Raw genomic sequence first — 15,608 nt, 5'->3', positions numbered from 1 at the left:
AATGCCGCAGGACTATCCGATCCCGCGCTACCACTTCCAGGTCGACTGGGGCGGCTCGAAGCTGAGCTTCACCGAGGTGACCGGTCTGGTGATGGAGCGCGAGAAGATCGAGTACCGACACAGCGACAGCAAGGACTTCAGCAAGATCGCGATGCCGGGGATGGTGAAGCTCAACAACATCACCCTCAAGCGCGGCAAGTTCGAGGGCGACTTCGAGTTCAACGAGTGGCTCGAGCTGGTCGCCAACGAGCGTGACGGCAACCGACGCGACATCACCATCCGGCTGCTCAACGAGGCCCACGAGCCGGTGGCGGCGTGGACGGCAGCGCGCTGCTTCCCAGTCAAGGTCACCGCGCCCGACCTGAAGTCCGACGCCAACGAGTCCGCGATCGAGAGCCTCGAGATCGCCCACGAAGGCTTGAAGCTCCTCAAGATCTGAGGCGGACCGTGACCGACTACTACCCGCCCTGGGGCTTCTACTACCGGGTCGACTTCCCCTTCAGCCGGGACGCCAACGACGCCAGGTTCCAGACGGTCTCAGGACTCAGTGTCGAGTACGACACCGAGGAGTACAAGGAGGGTGGGGAGAACCGCTTCACCCACAAGCTCCCGGGGCGGACGAAGTACGGCGAGCTGGTGCTCAAGCGCGGGATGCTCGTGGGGTCGCAGGTGATCTCCTGGTTCACCGATGCCTTCCGCGACCGCGACTTCCGGCCGAGCGACGTCGCCGTGATCCTCATGAACGAGGAGGGGCAGCCGCTGCGGACCTGGAAGGTCGCCCACGCCGTGCCGAAGAAGTGGACGGTCAGTGACCTCAACGCGAGCGAGAACTCCGTCGTCGTCGAGACCATCGAGCTCAGCTACCGCTACTTCACGGTCTCATGAGCTTCACCAGCCGCATCGGTCACCGAGGAGGAGGATCGTGATGCCGGTCGAGATCAGCGAGCTCCACATCCGCGTCTCGGTCGTCGGGCCCCAGGCCGGCCGGCCCGCAGGTGCACCGACGCCACCGGACGCCGCCGGCGCGACGACCCACGAGGCACTGGTCGCGGAGTGCGTCGAGCACGTGCTGCAGGTCCTGGCCGACCGACGGGATCGATGACATGGCGACCGAGGGCAAGCTCGAGAAGTTGCTGATCCTGGCGTTCGACTCGGCCAAGGCGGCCGAGACCGGCGGGACCACCAACGCCAAGGGCCGCTTCGAGGCACTCATCAACCCCGAGACGTACACCCTCGAGTACAAGGTGAAGACCGCCGACGGTCAGGGCCAAGGCACCAGCGGCGCCCAGACCAAGTTCGAGTACACCCTTCCCGAGGAGCTCACCTTCGACTTCCTCTTCGACAACACCGGGATCATCGACGGACGGCCACGCCCTGAGGGGATTCACGCGGACGTCGATGCCTTCCGCAGGCTTCTCACCGAGTACCAGGGCAGCTCCCACGAGCCGTACCACCTCAAGCTCGTCTGGGGGAACCTGGTCTTCAAGGGCCGTGCCATCGAGGTCGGCATCACCTACAAGCTGTTCAATCCCGACGGCCAGCCGATCCGGGCAGTCGTCCGGGTCAAGTTCAAGGGGTCGATCGAGGACGAGAAGCGCGCCGCGGTCGAGGACCGCGAGTCCCCCGACCTCACCCACCGCAGGCGCGTCAGGCCGGGAGACAGCCTGCCGCTGCTGTGCTTCGAGGTGTACGGCGATCCCCGGCCCTACCTCCTCGTCGCGGCCGCGAACCGGCTCGACGACTTCCGCTCGCTGTCGCCGGGTCAGGAGCTGCGGTTCCCACCTGTCGACCTGGCGGGGGCCCGGCGATGAGCGACGCCACGGTCATCCCCACGCCCGCCACGCCGGACGTCTGCTCGATCAGCCTGCTGATCGACGGCGAGGAGATCTCGACCGCCTTCCACGTGCTGTCCGCGTCGGTCTTCAGGGAGCTCAACCGGATCCCCACGGCATCGGTCCAGCTGCGAGACGGCGAGGCCTCGCAGCAGACGTTCCCGGCGAGCAACACCGAGCACTTCGTCCCGGGCCGGCCGATCGAGATCCGGCTCGGCTATCGCGGTGAGACCGAGACCGTCTTCAAGGGCCTGGTCGTCACGCACCGGATCCGGGTCCGCAAGAACGGGAGCCTGCTGTCCCTGGAGTGCCGCGACGAGGCCATCCGGATGACCCGTGGCCGCAGGAGCCGGCTCCACCTCGACACGACCGACGGCGACCTCATCGACGGCCTGATCGGCGAGTACGGCCTGCAGCGCGACGTCGCGAGCACGAAGCCGACGCTCCACGAGGTCGTCCAGTACGACGCCACCGACTGGGACTTCGTCGTGTGCCGTGCCGAGGCGAACGGTCACGTGGTGGCCGTGCGTGACGGCACGGTCACCGTGCGGCCACCGTCGACCGACGCCTCGCCGGTGGTCGCGGCCCGGTTCGGCGCCACCGTGCTCGAGCTCGACGCCGAGATCGATGCCCGGCACCAGGTGCCCGGCGTCACTGCGACGACGTGGAACGCGACCGACCAGGAGGTCGTCGAGGTCGACGGCTCGGAGCCGAGCCTGCCCAACAGCGGCAACCTCTCGCCGAGGGACCTCGCCGACGTGCTCGGGGGCGATCCCGTTGTCGTGCGCCACGGCGGCGGGCTCGGCGATCCCGAGCTGCAGGCCCTGGCCGACGCGCACCTGCTCCGTGGCCGGCTCGCCAAGGTGCGTGGCCGGGTCCGCTTCCAAGGGTTCAGTGGCGTCACGGCGGGCGACGTCGTCGAGGTCAACGGCATCGGCGACCGCTTCGCCGGCCCCCAGCTCGTGTCGGGAGTCCGCCACACCTTCGCCAACGGCAACTGGGAGACAGACGTCGCCTTCGGCCTGAAGCCCGAGACCCAGCTCGAGAGGTTCCAGGTGACGGCACTCCCCGCCGCTGGGCTGCTGCCGTCGGTCAACGGCCTCCAGGTCGGCATCGTCCTCGCCCTCGAGGGCGACCCGGACGGCGATGACCGGATCCAGGTCCGGCTGCCGCTGGTCAGCACCGGCGAGAACGGGGTGTGGGCCCGCGTGGCCACGCTCGACGCGGGAGCCGGGCGCGGGACCTGTTTCCGGCCGGAGCTCGATGACGAGGTCGTCGTGGGGTTCCTGGACGGCGACCCGCGCCGTCCCGTCGTCCTGGGGCAGTGCCACAGCAGCGCCAAGCCGGCGCCGGTCCCGGGGGCAGACGACAACCACGTCAAGGGCTACGTGAGCAGGTCGAAGCTGAAGCTGACCTTCGACGACGACGGCAAGGTCGCCTCGCTCGAGACGCCCGAGGGCAACCGGCTGAGCCTGTCCGAGACCGACAAGGCGGTCACGATCGAGGACCAGAACGGCAGCTCGATCACGCTCGACGCCCACGGCATCACGCTCGAGAGCAGCAAGGACATCGTCCTCAAGTCCTCCGGTGACATCACCCTCGAGGGGGGCGCCAACGTGACGGCCTCGGCCCAGGCGCGGTTCACCGCCGAGGGCCAGGGCGGGGTCAAGGTCTCCTCGAGCAGCACGACCGTCGTCAAGGGATCGCTCGTCCAGATCAACTGAGAGGAAGCAGGATGTTCCCGGCAGCCCGAGTCACCGACCAGATCGTCAGCCCGGCGACGCAGGGTGCCCCGGTGCCGATCATCCCGCCGGGGACGACGACGGTGCTGATCGGCACCCTCCCGGCGGCCACCCTCGGCGACAGCTGCGGGGTCGACACCATCGTCAAGGGATCCAGCACGGTCCAGGTCGGCGGCAAGTCCGCCGCCCGCGTCACGGACCCCACCGCCGCTGGTGGCGTCGTGATGCCGCCGGGCGAGCCGACCGTGCTGATCGGGGGTTGACGTGGGACCGACGGAGCCCGACAACCGTTCGTTCCTCGGCCGGGGATGGTCATTCCCGCCGACGTTCGACCGGCGAGTCGGCGGAGTCCGGATGCTCGACGACCAGGACGACATCGTGTCGAGCCTGCAGATCCTGCTCTCGACCGCGCCCGGCGAACGGATCATGGTCCCGCAGTACGGCTGCAACATGGACGAGCTGGTCTTCGAGAACCTCGACACCCGGATGCGGACGCTGATGGCCGACAAGATCGAGTCGGCGATCCTCTACCACGAGCCACGCATCGAGCTGGAGCACGTGCGTGTCGAGGACGACCCGGCCGAGGCGATCGGGGGGCGCCTCCAGATCGGGGTGACCTATCGCGTCAAGGCCACCAACTCACGGTTCAACTTCGTCTTCCCCTACTACCGGGACGAAGGCACCGACATCAACCTCACCACGACGGTGCAGCTCCTCCCGGAGTCGCCATGACCTCCTGCGGGTGCTCGGCCAGCCACGACCCGGGACAACTGCTCCGCCACGGCACGGACCAGGAGGACCGGGCGCTCAGCGCACCCGATCCCGGCAGCGCTCCCGTCGACGACCGCGGGTCCGAGCACGCGATCGTCTTCGCTGCCGCCTACAGCAGGTACCTCCGGTACGTGGGGATGGACGACAACGTCGACCCGGCCGACCCGGACTGGCACCAGTTCTTCGGCTCCGACATCTCCTCGCTCCTCGCGGTCGTCGCGGTCGACGACGTCGATGCCTACCGAACGGCGCTGCAGGGATGGCTGCGTCGCCTCGAGGACCCGCCTCTCGCGGTGTCCGAGGCCGACATGCAGGAGGCGCTCGGCGCGATCTTCGACGCGGTGGGCAGCCTCGCCCGAGGCATCGACGCGGTGACCGTGGCACTGCCACCGGCGGATCCGCTGCGCGCGACGATCGTCGACCTGGTGCGCGCGCAGCTGAGCCCCATGCTGCGTCGCCTGATCGGCTACCACGTGGCCGGCCAGACCCTCGGGGTGGTGGACGCAGACACACCCCCTCCCGGCGACGTCCGCATCCTCGGCCGGCAGGTGGAGCCATTCCAGCGCCTCCTCGTGGAACCCGGCGATGCCCTGTCCGGGGAGTGGCCCGCGGGCGTCGACCTACCCGACTGGGTGGCGTACGTCGCGGTGGACCCACTCCCCCACATGGACGCCTACGGGCAGGGCGGCACCGTGGCCGACCGCGCCAACCACCTCGCCACCCACCACCTCTTCCGGGCAATCTGCGAGACCTTCCTGGGGGCGTACGCGCGCATCGTCGACGGTGCCCGGACCGCCCTGCACGCGAGCTTCGACTCGAACGGCCACCAGCCCCACTACGCTCTGTTCCTGGCCTTCGTGCGCCTGCTCGAGCACACTCGCACGCAGGCGAACCAGCTCACGGCGAGGCATCTCGACCACTACTACCGTGATGTGCTGCGCCTGAGGGACCAGCCATCGGAGTCGGGCCACGCCCACGTGCTGGTGGAGCTCGCGAAGCACGTCGCCTCTCACCGACTGCCGGCCGGGACGCTGCTGCGGGCGGGCAAGGACGACGTCGGCGAGGACGCCCACTTCGCCGTGGACGCCGATGTCGTGGTCAACCGTGCCTCGGTCGAGCGGCTCGCCAGCGTCTACCGGCACCGCGACACCCCCGGTGAGCAGCTGCCGCTCGACGACGGTCGCCTGTTCGCCTCGCCCGTGGCGGCGTCGGGTGACGGTGTCGGGGGCGCGCCCGACGCCGTCGACGGGTCATGGCACCCATTCGCCAACAAGACCCACGAGCACGGCACGCTGACGGGGATCAGGATGCCGCCCGCCGAGCTCGGCTTCGCCGTCGCCTCCCACCACCTGTGGCTCGCGGAGGGTCGGCGCACCATAGCGGTGCGGCTCCAGACCTCGACAGCGATCGCCGACCAGACGACGGCCGCGGTCGACCTCCGGTGCCGCCTCACCACCGCGGACGGGTGGCTCGAGCGCAGCGTCGACATCCTCTCCCTCGACCCCGAGGGCGGCGAGCTGCAGATCGAGCTCGACGGCAACGACCCGGCCGTCACGCCCTACGACGCCGCGACCCACGGCTACGACCTCGACACCCGCCTACCAGTCCTCCTGATCACGCTCCGCCATCGCCCCACGACCCCGTGGACGACCTACACCCTGCTCGAGAAGGTCGAGCTCACCGGCGTGACGCTCGGTGTCCGGGTCGAGGGTCTGCGGTCCCTCGCCCTGGCGAACGACCAGGGGCCGATCGACCCGTCGAAGCCGTTCCTGGCCTTCGGGGCCGTGCCTCGGGACAACAGCGCGCTCGTCATCGGCTCCGCGGAGGCCTTCCAGAAGTCGCCGGTGGAGGTGACCCTCCACACAACGTGGCTGACGCCTCCCACCGCCTATGGGGGCACAGGGACGCCCCGGGTCACCGCGCAGGTCCTTGACGCCGGCATCTGGGGGCCACTGTCCATGCCGTCGACGGATGTCACCGCGCAGGCCCTCCAGATCGGTGCCGTCCCCACCACACCCGACGCCGACCCCGTGCTCGAGCAGGGTGTCGCCTTCGACACCCGCAGCCGCAGCGGCTTCATCCGGCTGCGGCTCGACGCCGGATTCGGGACCGAGGCCTACCCGCTCGCCCTCGCCAAGTGGATCGCCGCCGGCGCCGGCGACGGGGAGCCGAGCCCCGTTCCCGTGCTGCCCATGCTGGAGTCGCTGACCCTCGACTACACCGCGACGCAGGAGCTCAGCCTCGCGAACCCGACAGAGGCCGCCGGGCGCTTCTTCCACATGATGCCGTTCGGCCATCTGGCGCCCTCGCCGGCACAGGCGACAGGGGCATTGCCGCTCCTCGGCCCATTCCGGGCCACCGGCGCCACCGACGCCGAGGCAGCCCTCTACATCGGGGTGCGCGACCTCGCCCCGCCCCAGGACCTGAAGCTGCTGTTCGAGGTGGTCGACGGGTCGGCGAACCCACTGGTCGCCAAGCCGGACGACCACCTCCACTGGAGCTACCTGTCCGGAGGTAGCTGGGAGCCGTTCCCCGCGAACACCGTTTCGGACAGCACCGACGGACTGCTCTCCTCGGGAATCATCACGCTGTCGGTCCCCTCGGACGCCTCGACCGAGCACACAGAGCTCCCGACCGGGCTGCACTGGATACGGGTCGCAGTGGCCGAGGCGCCCGACGCCGTGTGCCGGATGCTCACTGTCGCAGCGCAGGGGCTGCGGGCCACCTACGTCGACCGTCGCAACGGATCGATCTCCCACACCCGGCAGCTCCCGGCAGGGACGATCACCAAGCTGGACCCCCCGGAGGCGGCGGTGAAGCGTGTCACCCAGCCGTTCTCGTCGTTCGGCGGCCGGCCGCTCGAGTCCGACGAGGCATTCAGGTCCCGCGTCAGCGAACGACTCCGCCACAAGGACCGGGCCATCACGCTCTGGGACCACGAGCACCTCGTGCTGGCTGCGTTCCCGGAGATCTACCAGGCCCGCTGCCTCAACCACACCCGCTACGAGCCGAACGCGTCGGGCACCGGGATCTACCGCGAGCTGGCACCGGGGCACGTGACCGTCGTGACCATCCCCGACCTCGCAGTGGCCGAGCGCCGCGACCCGCTACGGCCGACGACCAGCCTGCGCCTGCTCGGCGAGGTCGAACGCTTCCTCGCGTCGCGGATGTCGTGCTTCGCGACCCTGCACGTGCGGAACCCACGCTTCGAGGAGGTCCGCGCGGGGCTCAACGTGCGCTTCCGCCCCGGTGTCGACGAGACCTTCCACGTGCAGGAGCTCCAGCGGGAGATCACCCGATTCCTGTCGCCGTGGGCCTTCCGCGACGATGCCCGACCGTCCTTCAACGGCCGCATCGCCAAGTCGGTGCTCGTCAACTACGTCGAGGAGCGGCCCTACGTCGAGTACGTCACCGACGTCCGCCTGACGCACATCGACCCGGACCAAGGCGAGAGCGGCGACCTCGACCAGGTCGTGGGGGCGCGCGCCATCTCGATCCTGGTGTCGGTCCCGGCCGAGACGCACGTGGTGAAGGTGATACGACCCGACCGGACCGCGTCGGGTGAGCGGTGCGGGTGCGACCCGGAGGCCCCCCGATGACGACGACTCCCGGCCCGCTCGACAGCAGCGCCACAGCACTCGACTTCTACGCCCTGCGCCGCGAGGGCGTCGGCTGGATCCAGCAGGCAGGCAGCGATGACTGGACCGACTACAACCTCCATGACCCCGGGATCACCATCCTCGAGGCGCTGTCGTTCGCGCTGACCGAGCTCGCTTACCGGACCGAGTTCCCGATCGCCGACATCCTCGCGTCGGTCGCCAGCGGGACGAGCCCCGAGGACCCCTACCCCGACCAGGCCTTCTTCTCGGCCAGGACGATCCTCACCGTCAACCCCACGACGCCGGACGACCTGCGTCGGCTCCTGATCGATCTCGCGCCGGTTCGCAACGCCTGGCTGGTGTGCAAGTCGCGCGCGTGCGAGGCGTCGTACTACGCGTGGTGCGAGGACGGCGCGCTGGTGCTGTCGCATGACCCGACCGGGCGGCCCGATAGCGCCTCCACCGCCGTGCGGGTGGAGCCACGCGGCCTGAGCGACGTCCTGCTGGAGCTCGAGCCGCACCCCGACCTCGGCGACCTCAACAACCGCACGATCGTCCGGCGCCGGGTGGTCAGCGACGCGGAGCTCCGTCGGCACGTCGTCACGGTCGAGACCACGTTCCCCGACTGGCGCCTGAGCCGCCGCGACGAGCGCGGCCGCCTCGCGCGGGACGACAACCCCATCCAGGTCACGGCCTCAGGCCCCAACCGCACCAAGGGCGGCACCACTCCCGTCGACGACGCGGAGCTCAGGGCGAACTGGGGAGACGTGTTCTACGTCGACCTCACGATCCTGCTGTCGGACACGACCTCGATCGACATCGACAACGTCGCGGTCCGTATCTTCGGCAGCTCGGGGGCCCGCGACCAGATGACCGTGGCGGACCTCCTGGCGTGGCTCACCGACCCGCGCGTCGACGGGTTCGCCGATCCCTACCGGAGGAAGCTGGCGCTCGTCGACGCCGGGATCAGCACCGCCCGGACCGCGCTCGAGCGCCACCGCAATCTCGACGAGGACGTGTGCCGCGTGGAGCTCGTGGAGATCGTCGACATCGCGGTCTGCGCCGACGTGGAGGTCGAGCCCGGAGCCGACCTCGAGCTGGTCCTGGCACGTATCTGGTTCGAGATCCAGCGGGCCCTCGACCCGCCGGTCGAGTTCCGCGCCCTCGCCGAGCTCCGGGCGCGAGGAGTGCCAGTGGAGACGATCTTCAACGGGCCGGAGCTCGACAGCGGGTTCATCACCGACGAGGCGCTGACAGGCAGCCAGATCCAGGCGGAGATCAGGGTGTCGGACCTCCTCGACCGGCTCGCAGACCTCGAGGGCGTGGTCAGTGTCGAGCGCCTCCGGCTCACGGCGTACGCCGGCGACGGCACCGCGATACCGGGCATCTCCGACCCGACCTGGACCGACGGGACCCCCGTGCTCGACCCGGAGCGGACCACGGCCTCGTGGCTGATGTTCCTGCCGGCGCGGCATCGTCCGCGGCTCCACCGGCGCCTCTCGTCGTTCGCCTTCACGCAGGGCGGGCTGCCCTTCGTGCCCCGAACGGACGAGGCCGAGGACACGCTGGTGCAGCTGCTCGGCCGGGCCGCGCGCCCGAAGCTGCTCGACACCGACCTCGACCTCCCCGTGCCGGTGGGGGCCCGCCGCGACATGCGCGCCTACCACCCCGTCCAGCACAGCCTGCCGCAGACCTACGGGCTGGGCCCGGCCGGGCTGCCGTCGACGGCGCCACCCGTGCGACGTGCCCAGGCCAAGCAGCTCAAGGCCTACCTGATGGTGTTCGAGCAGCTGCTCCACGACGCCTACCTGCAGGTCGCGCGAGTGGGCGAGCTGTTCTCCCTCGACGACGGGATCGACCACACCTACTTCACCGGCCTGGAGGGCCCGTCGCGGGTCGCGGGGTACGAGGACGTGGTCGCGGGGCTGACCAGCGACGCGCTGGCCGAGATGAGCGAAACCAGGAGCGTGTTCGTCGAGCGGCGCAACCGGTTCCTCGACCACCTCCTCTCCCGGTTCGCCGAGACCTTCCGCGACGTCGCCCTGCAGCTCGCGAGCAGCGAGGGCACGGCGGCCGCCAGGGCCGCGCTCATCGACGCGAAGCTCGCCTTCCTGCGGGCGCTGCCCGAGCTGGGCCACGACCGCGGCAGGGCCTTCGACCGCTCGGCCCAGCTGGGCGACCCGGCCACCGTCTCGGGTCTCCAGCGGCGCGTGACCTTGATGCTCGGTCTGCCGGAGGTGACCTTCTCCTACCGCGCGAGCAAGCAGGCTGCCGCGCCGGGCTACGTCCATGCGCTCCACGTGGGTGCGACCGCCGAGGTCGTGCTCGATCCACCCGCCGACGTCACCGCGGCACTGACCACCCTGATCACCGACGAGGACCTCGACACGTTGTCGGACTGGGGGCTCACGGCAGACGACGCGGGTGTCGTGCTGACCCGCGTCCCCCAGGGCCAGCCGAGCGAGGACCTCACGATGGCTCCCGACGGAGCGGTCGCCGACCTGGTCGCAGCCCTCTCTGGTGCCCGTCAGGCCGCTCTCTCGTCGCTGACCCGGCCGGACCACCTCGTCGTCGGCCCGCTCGACGCCGGTGATCCGTTCGGACCGTGGCGGATCAGTGTCGAGGACCCCCTGACCGGGCTCACCGGAGTCGTGGACGGCGACTACCCGTCCGAGCGGACTGCAGGGGACGCCGCCGCCGAGATCGCCGGCGCCGCCGCGCACGCCAGGTCGGTCGTGGTCGAACACCTCCTGCTGCGCCCGAAGTTCCCGGGCGACGCGCTCCACCCCGCGTGCAGTGACGGCGACTGCTGCACCTGCGGCGACGAGGACCCGTACTCGTTCCGCCTCACGTTCGTCGTGCCCGGCTGGACCGCGCCGCTGAGCACGGACATCACCATGCGCCGCCTCGCCGAGCGGACGATCCAGGAGCAGACACCGTCACACCTGCTGATCAAGACGTGCTGGGTGGGCAACGACGGCTTCGTCCCCGACCCGTGCGACCCCGTCGTGGACCGCCTCGCCGAGCTGCTCGGCGACGCCGTCGAAGACACGGACGCCGCGTGTGCCTGCGCGGCCGAGATCTACGAGGCGCACGCCGCGGCCTTCCGGAGCTGGCTCGCTGCGCACTCGCTCCGCGTCCTTCCTGCGTCCGTCGCGGCCCAGGCCCTCGCCGAGCTCTTCGCCACGGAGGTCGACCTGGCCGGGTTGTCCTGTGCCGACCACATCGACGACGCCCTCCGCGACCAGCTGTGGCAGCTGCTGGTGGAGCACTTCGCGGAGGTCGTAGGCCACGGTTACCAGTTCGAGCGCTTCCACGACGTGTGGTCCCGGTGGGTGCGTGCGGACGCGGCGGTCGACTGGCCCGAGGAGCGTCTGCAGGAGACCGTCGTCGAGGAGCTCACCCGCGCCGTGACCACACCGGGGCCGACGCCGGACGCGCTGTGCCGGTGCGCCGCCACCGTGCTCGCCGGTTTCGGCGCCGCGTTCCGCGGCTGGATGGAGTCCAACATCGCGGCCGGCCGCGAACCCGGTGAGTTCACGCCCTTCGCCGCGCCCGCCCTCGCTCAGTGCCCGGACCTGACCTTCGACGCCGGTGCGCTCAACGACCTGCGGGAGCTGTTGACGCAGCGCTACGACCGCTACGTCGAGGTGTCCTACCGCCTGGACCGGTTGGTGCACGTGCTCGCCGGTCTCCGCAACACCTACCCACGCGCGACGCTCCACGACTGCGACGCGGGATCCGACGTCAACCCCGTCCGCCTCGGACATTCGGCACTTGGGAGCAACTGACATGGACACGACGCAACTCACCTACCCGATCTTCGAGGCCAACCAGGTGCTCACGAAGGCGCACCTCAACGACCTGTTCGAGTACCTGGACGAGCAGCAGCGCCTCACCCGGGCGAACCTGATCGGGATCGGGGTCGTGTGTGGCCTCGGTGTCGAGGTGACCGGATCCGGGACCGTGCGGCTGTCCCGCGGGTGCGGCATCACCTCGCAGGGGTATCTCGTCGTCGAACCCGAGGACCTCGAGCTCGTGGCGGTGCGGCCCTACCGATTGCCGGGCGACGACCCGTACCCGCCGGGCGGTCCCTACGCCCCGCTCGTGCAGCCGGGGACCGACCCACCTCAGCAGTACGACATGTGGGAGCTCTTCGCCGACGACGACGAACCCGGGGCGCAGCCGCTGGGTGCCAGCGGCCTGGTGCTCGAGGACAAGGCGCTCGTCCTCTTCCTCGAGCTCCGCCGCGGCGGGCTGCGCACGTGCAGCCCGAGCAGCTGCGACGACCGCGGCTCCCAGGTGACCGCGACGGTGCGGCGCCTTCTCGTCGACACCTCCGACCTCCACGAGGTGGCGGATGCGTCGCCGAGCGTCGCGACGCTTCAGGACGTGGGTGCGCGACTGCAGCTGCCGGACCTGAGGATGCCGCGCTACGACGTGCCCAACTCGAGTCCGGTCGAGACGGGGGAGGTGCTCGCAGCCTTCCAGGGCCCGTTCCGCGCCCACAAGCTGGTCGCCGCGACTGCCGCGGCACTTTCGGCGGCGTACGACGCGTTCCAGCCCCTGGTCCTCGACCAGCATCCGACCAACCCCTTCACGACCTTCGTCAACCGCTACGGGTTCCTCGACGCCAACCCGACGACGACCACGCAGGTGCGCTTCCTCCAGTACTACTGGGACCTGTTCCGCGACCTCCTCGCCGCCTATGACGAGGTCCGGTGGGCCGGGCTTGACCTCATGTGCGCGTGCTGCCCACCTGAGGGCCTCTTCCCGCGACACTTGGTCGCCGGCGCGCTGGCACCGGCCGGCATCGCGCCCGACCCACTCCGCCACCGCTTCGTCGCCTCGCCCGCCGTCGGCCGGTGCGAGCAGCGGACGGGCAGGTTCCGGATGCTCTTCGACCGGCTGGTTGCGATGACCCAGGCGTTCACCGACACTCCGGCGTTGCAGCCGCCGAGCCAGGCCTCCCCCGACCAGCAGATCAGGATCACCCCGAGCCGCGCGGGGGGCGCGCCCCTAGGCGTGCGCGCCATCCCCTACTACTACGAGCAGGACGGCGCCCCTCCCCTGTACCGGCTGTGGGACCCCATCAAGACCGAGCGGCAGCGGGCCCACCACAACGTGGGCTACCGAGCGGCCCAGCAGCAGCCCGTGCCTCCCGACTTCGTCACCCAGCCGCTCGGGTTCGATCTCGAGCCCCAGGACTTCCTGCGGATCGAGGGCCACCTGGGCAAGGACGTCCGTGACGTGGTCAGCACCCTGCTCACGCTGCGGAGCCAGCACCGACTCCCCTTCGAGGTGGTCGCCCTGCGCACCGGAGCCTTCGACGAGGACATCGAGGTCGACCTGAGCAAGGAGAGGTGCCGGTTCGACGACCTCGACGCCCTCTACGCCGCCCTCACCTCCGAGCTGACCTGCTTCCTTGCCAAGCAGATCCAGTACTTCTTCGACCTGCCCAGCGGCAAGCTCGTCGATGCGCCCGAGGTCATGCCGACGCTCGCCGTGCTCCGCAGGTGGGCCCCGGCCTACCGGGTGCGACCGGGCACTCTGGGACGCGCCATCGAGGCGAACCTCAGCTGGACCCCCGGAATGCCGTTCGTGGGGTTTCTCCAGCCCGAGGGCGTCGCCCCGGAGGCGGTGCGACCCACCGACCAGCCCGACGTGGCGTACAGCGTGTACGCGTTGACGACCGCCATGAGCGACCTGGCCGACCGGGTCACCGAGGACATCGGCTCCCTCGACATCACGTCGTTCGCCGAGCGCTACGCCCACCTCGTGGCGGTCGCCGAGCAGTTCGATGCCGCTCGGCGCCGGGTCAAGCTCGACCACCCCGGGCTCTCCGACCGGATCGACGACATCGTCTTCCGCTGCCGGCTCGACCCGCTGGAGTCCCTCGCCGCGGAGTACGAGCGACGGGTGCGGGACGTCAAGCAGGCCCAGTTCCTCGCGCACTACGCGCAGCACCACCCGGGTCTGCAGCACGGCGCCGGCGTCCCCTTGGGCGGCACGTTCGTCGTGGTCTACCACGAGTCGCCAGCCCTTCGCCGCGACGTGCCGCCGCGGGAAATTCCACCGCTCCTCCGGGAGGAGGTGTTCCGACCGCTGACCGGCGAGGTCGCGACGCTCAGCCCCCGGGAGGTGCTCGCCGCACGTCGCGAGCCCGACCCGGTCGAGGGCGCCCTCGACCGGCTCCAACACCCGCTCGAGCTCGCGACCGACCCCGCCATCCAGCTCATGTTCCGCAGCCTCACCGGCAGGCCTCTCGTACCGAAGGTGCCGATCGGTCAGGGGGCCGCGGCGCGGGTGTACGCCGCCGCCGTACGCGCCCTCACCGAGGGCGAGGTGGTAGCGGACTTCTTCCTGCCGTACCAGTGCTGCTCGCACTGCCCGCCCATCCAGTACACCCTGCCGCCGGTGCGACTCCGGATGGATGTCGCCGTGGCCTGCACCGGTGACGACGGCGCCGCAGACGTGACCGTGACCGTGGAGGGTGCGAACGGCCCCGTCTCGGTGCGTGTCGACGACGGCTCCTTCACCGGGCTCAGTGGGCCACTGCGGCTGGCGGAGGGAGAGCACACGATCGCGGCGCGCGATGCCAGCGGTGCCGAGACAACCCCGACGACGGTGACGGTCCCACCGGTGCTCGCGGTAGGTGACCCCGAGGTGAGCGTGGACGCTACCCGGAATACCTTCCAGGTCGCGTTCGAGATCACCGGGGGGACGCCGCCGTACGTCGCGAGCCCCGGCACCGTGGCCGGGACGGTCTACACCAGCCCGACCCTCCCCGCCGCCGAGGTGCTGGCCGTCACCGTGAGGGACGCCGCCGGGTGTGTGGTGCGACGCACCACCGAGTCCGGTGTGGAGCCGTGCACCCTGCCGTGCGGCGGTGCCGCCGTGCGGCGGGGACATCGCTTCTGGGTCCCGGAGGCGAGGGAGGGACTGCCTCTGAACGAGTATCAGGCCGAAGTCTCGATGTTCCGCCTCGTGGACGCCGACGGGACCGAGCACGACCTCACCGACCGGGTCGGACGGGCCCTGGCACACGGCTCCAGCCCGATCAGCTTCGCCAGGTTCCTCTCCGCGGTCACCAAGTGGCTGGAAGGGGTGAACGGCGTGGTTGCCGAGGAGGTCGGATCCGACCAGTGGCTCCTGCTGGAGTACGAGTCGGCGGCTGACGAGACGTCCACGGGGGTGCTGTGGATCGACCGGCTGGTGTGCCTCGAGCTGGAATTCCGCCTCACGGTGTCGTTCATCCAAGGTCGCGCGGAGCACAAGATCTCCGTTGGCTACGGCTCGCAGGGCACCGAGGTGCACACCGAGCAGTCGGCGGTGCTCATCCCACCGTTCGGAGGGTCCACCTCGAACAAGTGCCAGTCCGACGAGCAGCACCCCGTGTGCGAGGGCACGGACCTGAAGGTGGAGATCCACGAGGAGCGCCTCGACGACCGGCTCGTGGAGCTGAGGGCCGAGGTCACGAACGGGTCGGTCGACGCCTTCCTCTGGGAGGTCGAGGAGGCGGAGCCCTCGCTCGCGAACGGCGATCACGTCGTCGTGACCTTCCGGGAGGTCGAACCCGGGCCGAAGTCGGTCCGCCTGACCGCCTACGACGAACGCGGCTGCTGGGCGGCCTTCCGCACCGTCATCGAGATCGACGGTTGAGC

The 15,608-nt window shown here is 70.3% G+C and carries 10 protein-coding genes; all 10 read left to right on the top strand.

What is annotated here, in order from left to right:
* Position 1: 1 nt before the first annotated feature.
* Positions 2-439, top strand: a complete 438-nt coding sequence (locus tag ACE3QY_RS05315; RefSeq protein ID WP_374454969.1) for a phage tail protein — start codon at positions 2-4, stop codon at positions 437-439.
* Between the two features lie 8 nt (positions 440-447).
* Positions 448-885, top strand: coding sequence for a phage tail protein (locus ACE3QY_RS05310; RefSeq protein WP_374454968.1), 438 nt, complete (start codon positions 448-450; stop codon positions 883-885).
* Positions 886-925: 40 nt separating this feature from the next.
* A complete protein-coding gene (locus ACE3QY_RS05305; protein ID WP_374454967.1) occupies positions 926-1,102 on the top strand; it encodes a DUF5908 family protein in 177 nt (58 codons plus the stop codon).
* 1 nt (position 1,103) lies between these two features.
* Positions 1,104-1,811 (top strand): hypothetical protein, encoded by a 708-nt coding sequence (locus ACE3QY_RS05300; protein ID WP_374454966.1) that lies wholly within the window; start codon positions 1,104-1,106, stop codon positions 1,809-1,811.
* Positions 1,808-3,556, top strand: a complete 1,749-nt coding sequence (gene vgrG, locus ACE3QY_RS05295) for a type VI secretion system tip protein VgrG (protein ID WP_374454965.1) — start codon at positions 1,808-1,810, stop codon at positions 3,554-3,556. The genes ACE3QY_RS05300 and vgrG overlap by 4 nt, the downstream gene beginning before the upstream one ends.
* 11 nt (positions 3,557-3,567) lie before the next feature.
* Entirely contained in the window at positions 3,568-3,837 is a 270-nt protein-coding gene (locus ACE3QY_RS05290; RefSeq protein WP_374454964.1) for a PAAR domain-containing protein, read from the top strand.
* A 91-nt stretch (positions 3,838-3,928) separates the two neighbouring features.
* Positions 3,929-4,306, top strand: coding sequence for a GPW/gp25 family protein (locus ACE3QY_RS05285; RefSeq protein ID WP_374454963.1), 378 nt, complete (start codon positions 3,929-3,931; stop codon positions 4,304-4,306).
* Positions 4,303-7,944 carry a baseplate J/gp47 family protein gene (locus ACE3QY_RS05280; RefSeq protein ID WP_374454962.1) on the top strand — a complete coding sequence of 1,214 codons (3,642 nt, stop codon included), beginning with the start codon at positions 4,303-4,305 and terminating at the stop codon, positions 7,942-7,944. The genes ACE3QY_RS05285 and ACE3QY_RS05280 overlap by 4 nt, the downstream gene beginning before the upstream one ends.
* The gene (locus ACE3QY_RS05275) at positions 7,941-11,735 is read left to right on the top strand and encodes a hypothetical protein (protein WP_374454961.1); all 3,795 of its coding nucleotides are present in this window, start codon (positions 7,941-7,943) and stop codon (positions 11,733-11,735) included. Before ACE3QY_RS05280 ends, ACE3QY_RS05275 begins: the two co-directional genes overlap by 4 nt.
* A 1-nt stretch (position 11,736) precedes the next feature.
* Entirely contained in the window at positions 11,737-15,606 is a 3,870-nt protein-coding gene (locus tag ACE3QY_RS05270; RefSeq protein ID WP_374454960.1) for a hypothetical protein, read from the top strand.
* Positions 15,607-15,608 lie beyond the last annotated feature (2 nt).

This window comes from Nocardioides sp., from assembly GCF_041913365.1.
Taxonomy (GTDB): domain Bacteria; phylum Actinomycetota; class Actinomycetes; order Propionibacteriales; family Nocardioidaceae; genus Nocardioides.
This window is presented reverse-complemented; position numbering and strand designations above follow the sequence as displayed.

Excerpts from the sequence above, each read along its gene's own strand:
- ACE3QY_RS05315 (WP_374454969.1), top strand. The coding sequence starts at position 2 with ATGCCGCAGGACTATCCGATCCCGCGCTACCACTTCCAGGTCGACTGG.
- ACE3QY_RS05305 (WP_374454967.1), top strand. The coding sequence starts at position 926 with ATGCCGGTCGAGATCAGCGAGCTCCACATCCGCGTCTCGGTCGTCGGG.
- ACE3QY_RS05300 (WP_374454966.1), top strand. The coding sequence starts at position 1,104 with ATGGCGACCGAGGGCAAGCTCGAGAAGTTGCTGATCCTGGCGTTCGAC.
- vgrG (WP_374454965.1), top strand. The coding sequence starts at position 1,808 with ATGAGCGACGCCACGGTCATCCCCACGCCCGCCACGCCGGACGTCTGC.
- ACE3QY_RS05290 (WP_374454964.1), top strand. The coding sequence starts at position 3,568 with ATGTTCCCGGCAGCCCGAGTCACCGACCAGATCGTCAGCCCGGCGACG.
- ACE3QY_RS05285 (WP_374454963.1), top strand. The coding sequence starts at position 3,929 with ATGCTCGACGACCAGGACGACATCGTGTCGAGCCTGCAGATCCTGCTC.
- ACE3QY_RS05280 (WP_374454962.1), top strand. The coding sequence starts at position 4,303 with ATGACCTCCTGCGGGTGCTCGGCCAGCCACGACCCGGGACAACTGCTC.
- ACE3QY_RS05275 (WP_374454961.1), top strand. The coding sequence starts at position 7,941 with ATGACGACGACTCCCGGCCCGCTCGACAGCAGCGCCACAGCACTCGAC.
- ACE3QY_RS05270 (WP_374454960.1), top strand. The coding sequence starts at position 11,737 with ATGGACACGACGCAACTCACCTACCCGATCTTCGAGGCCAACCAGGTG.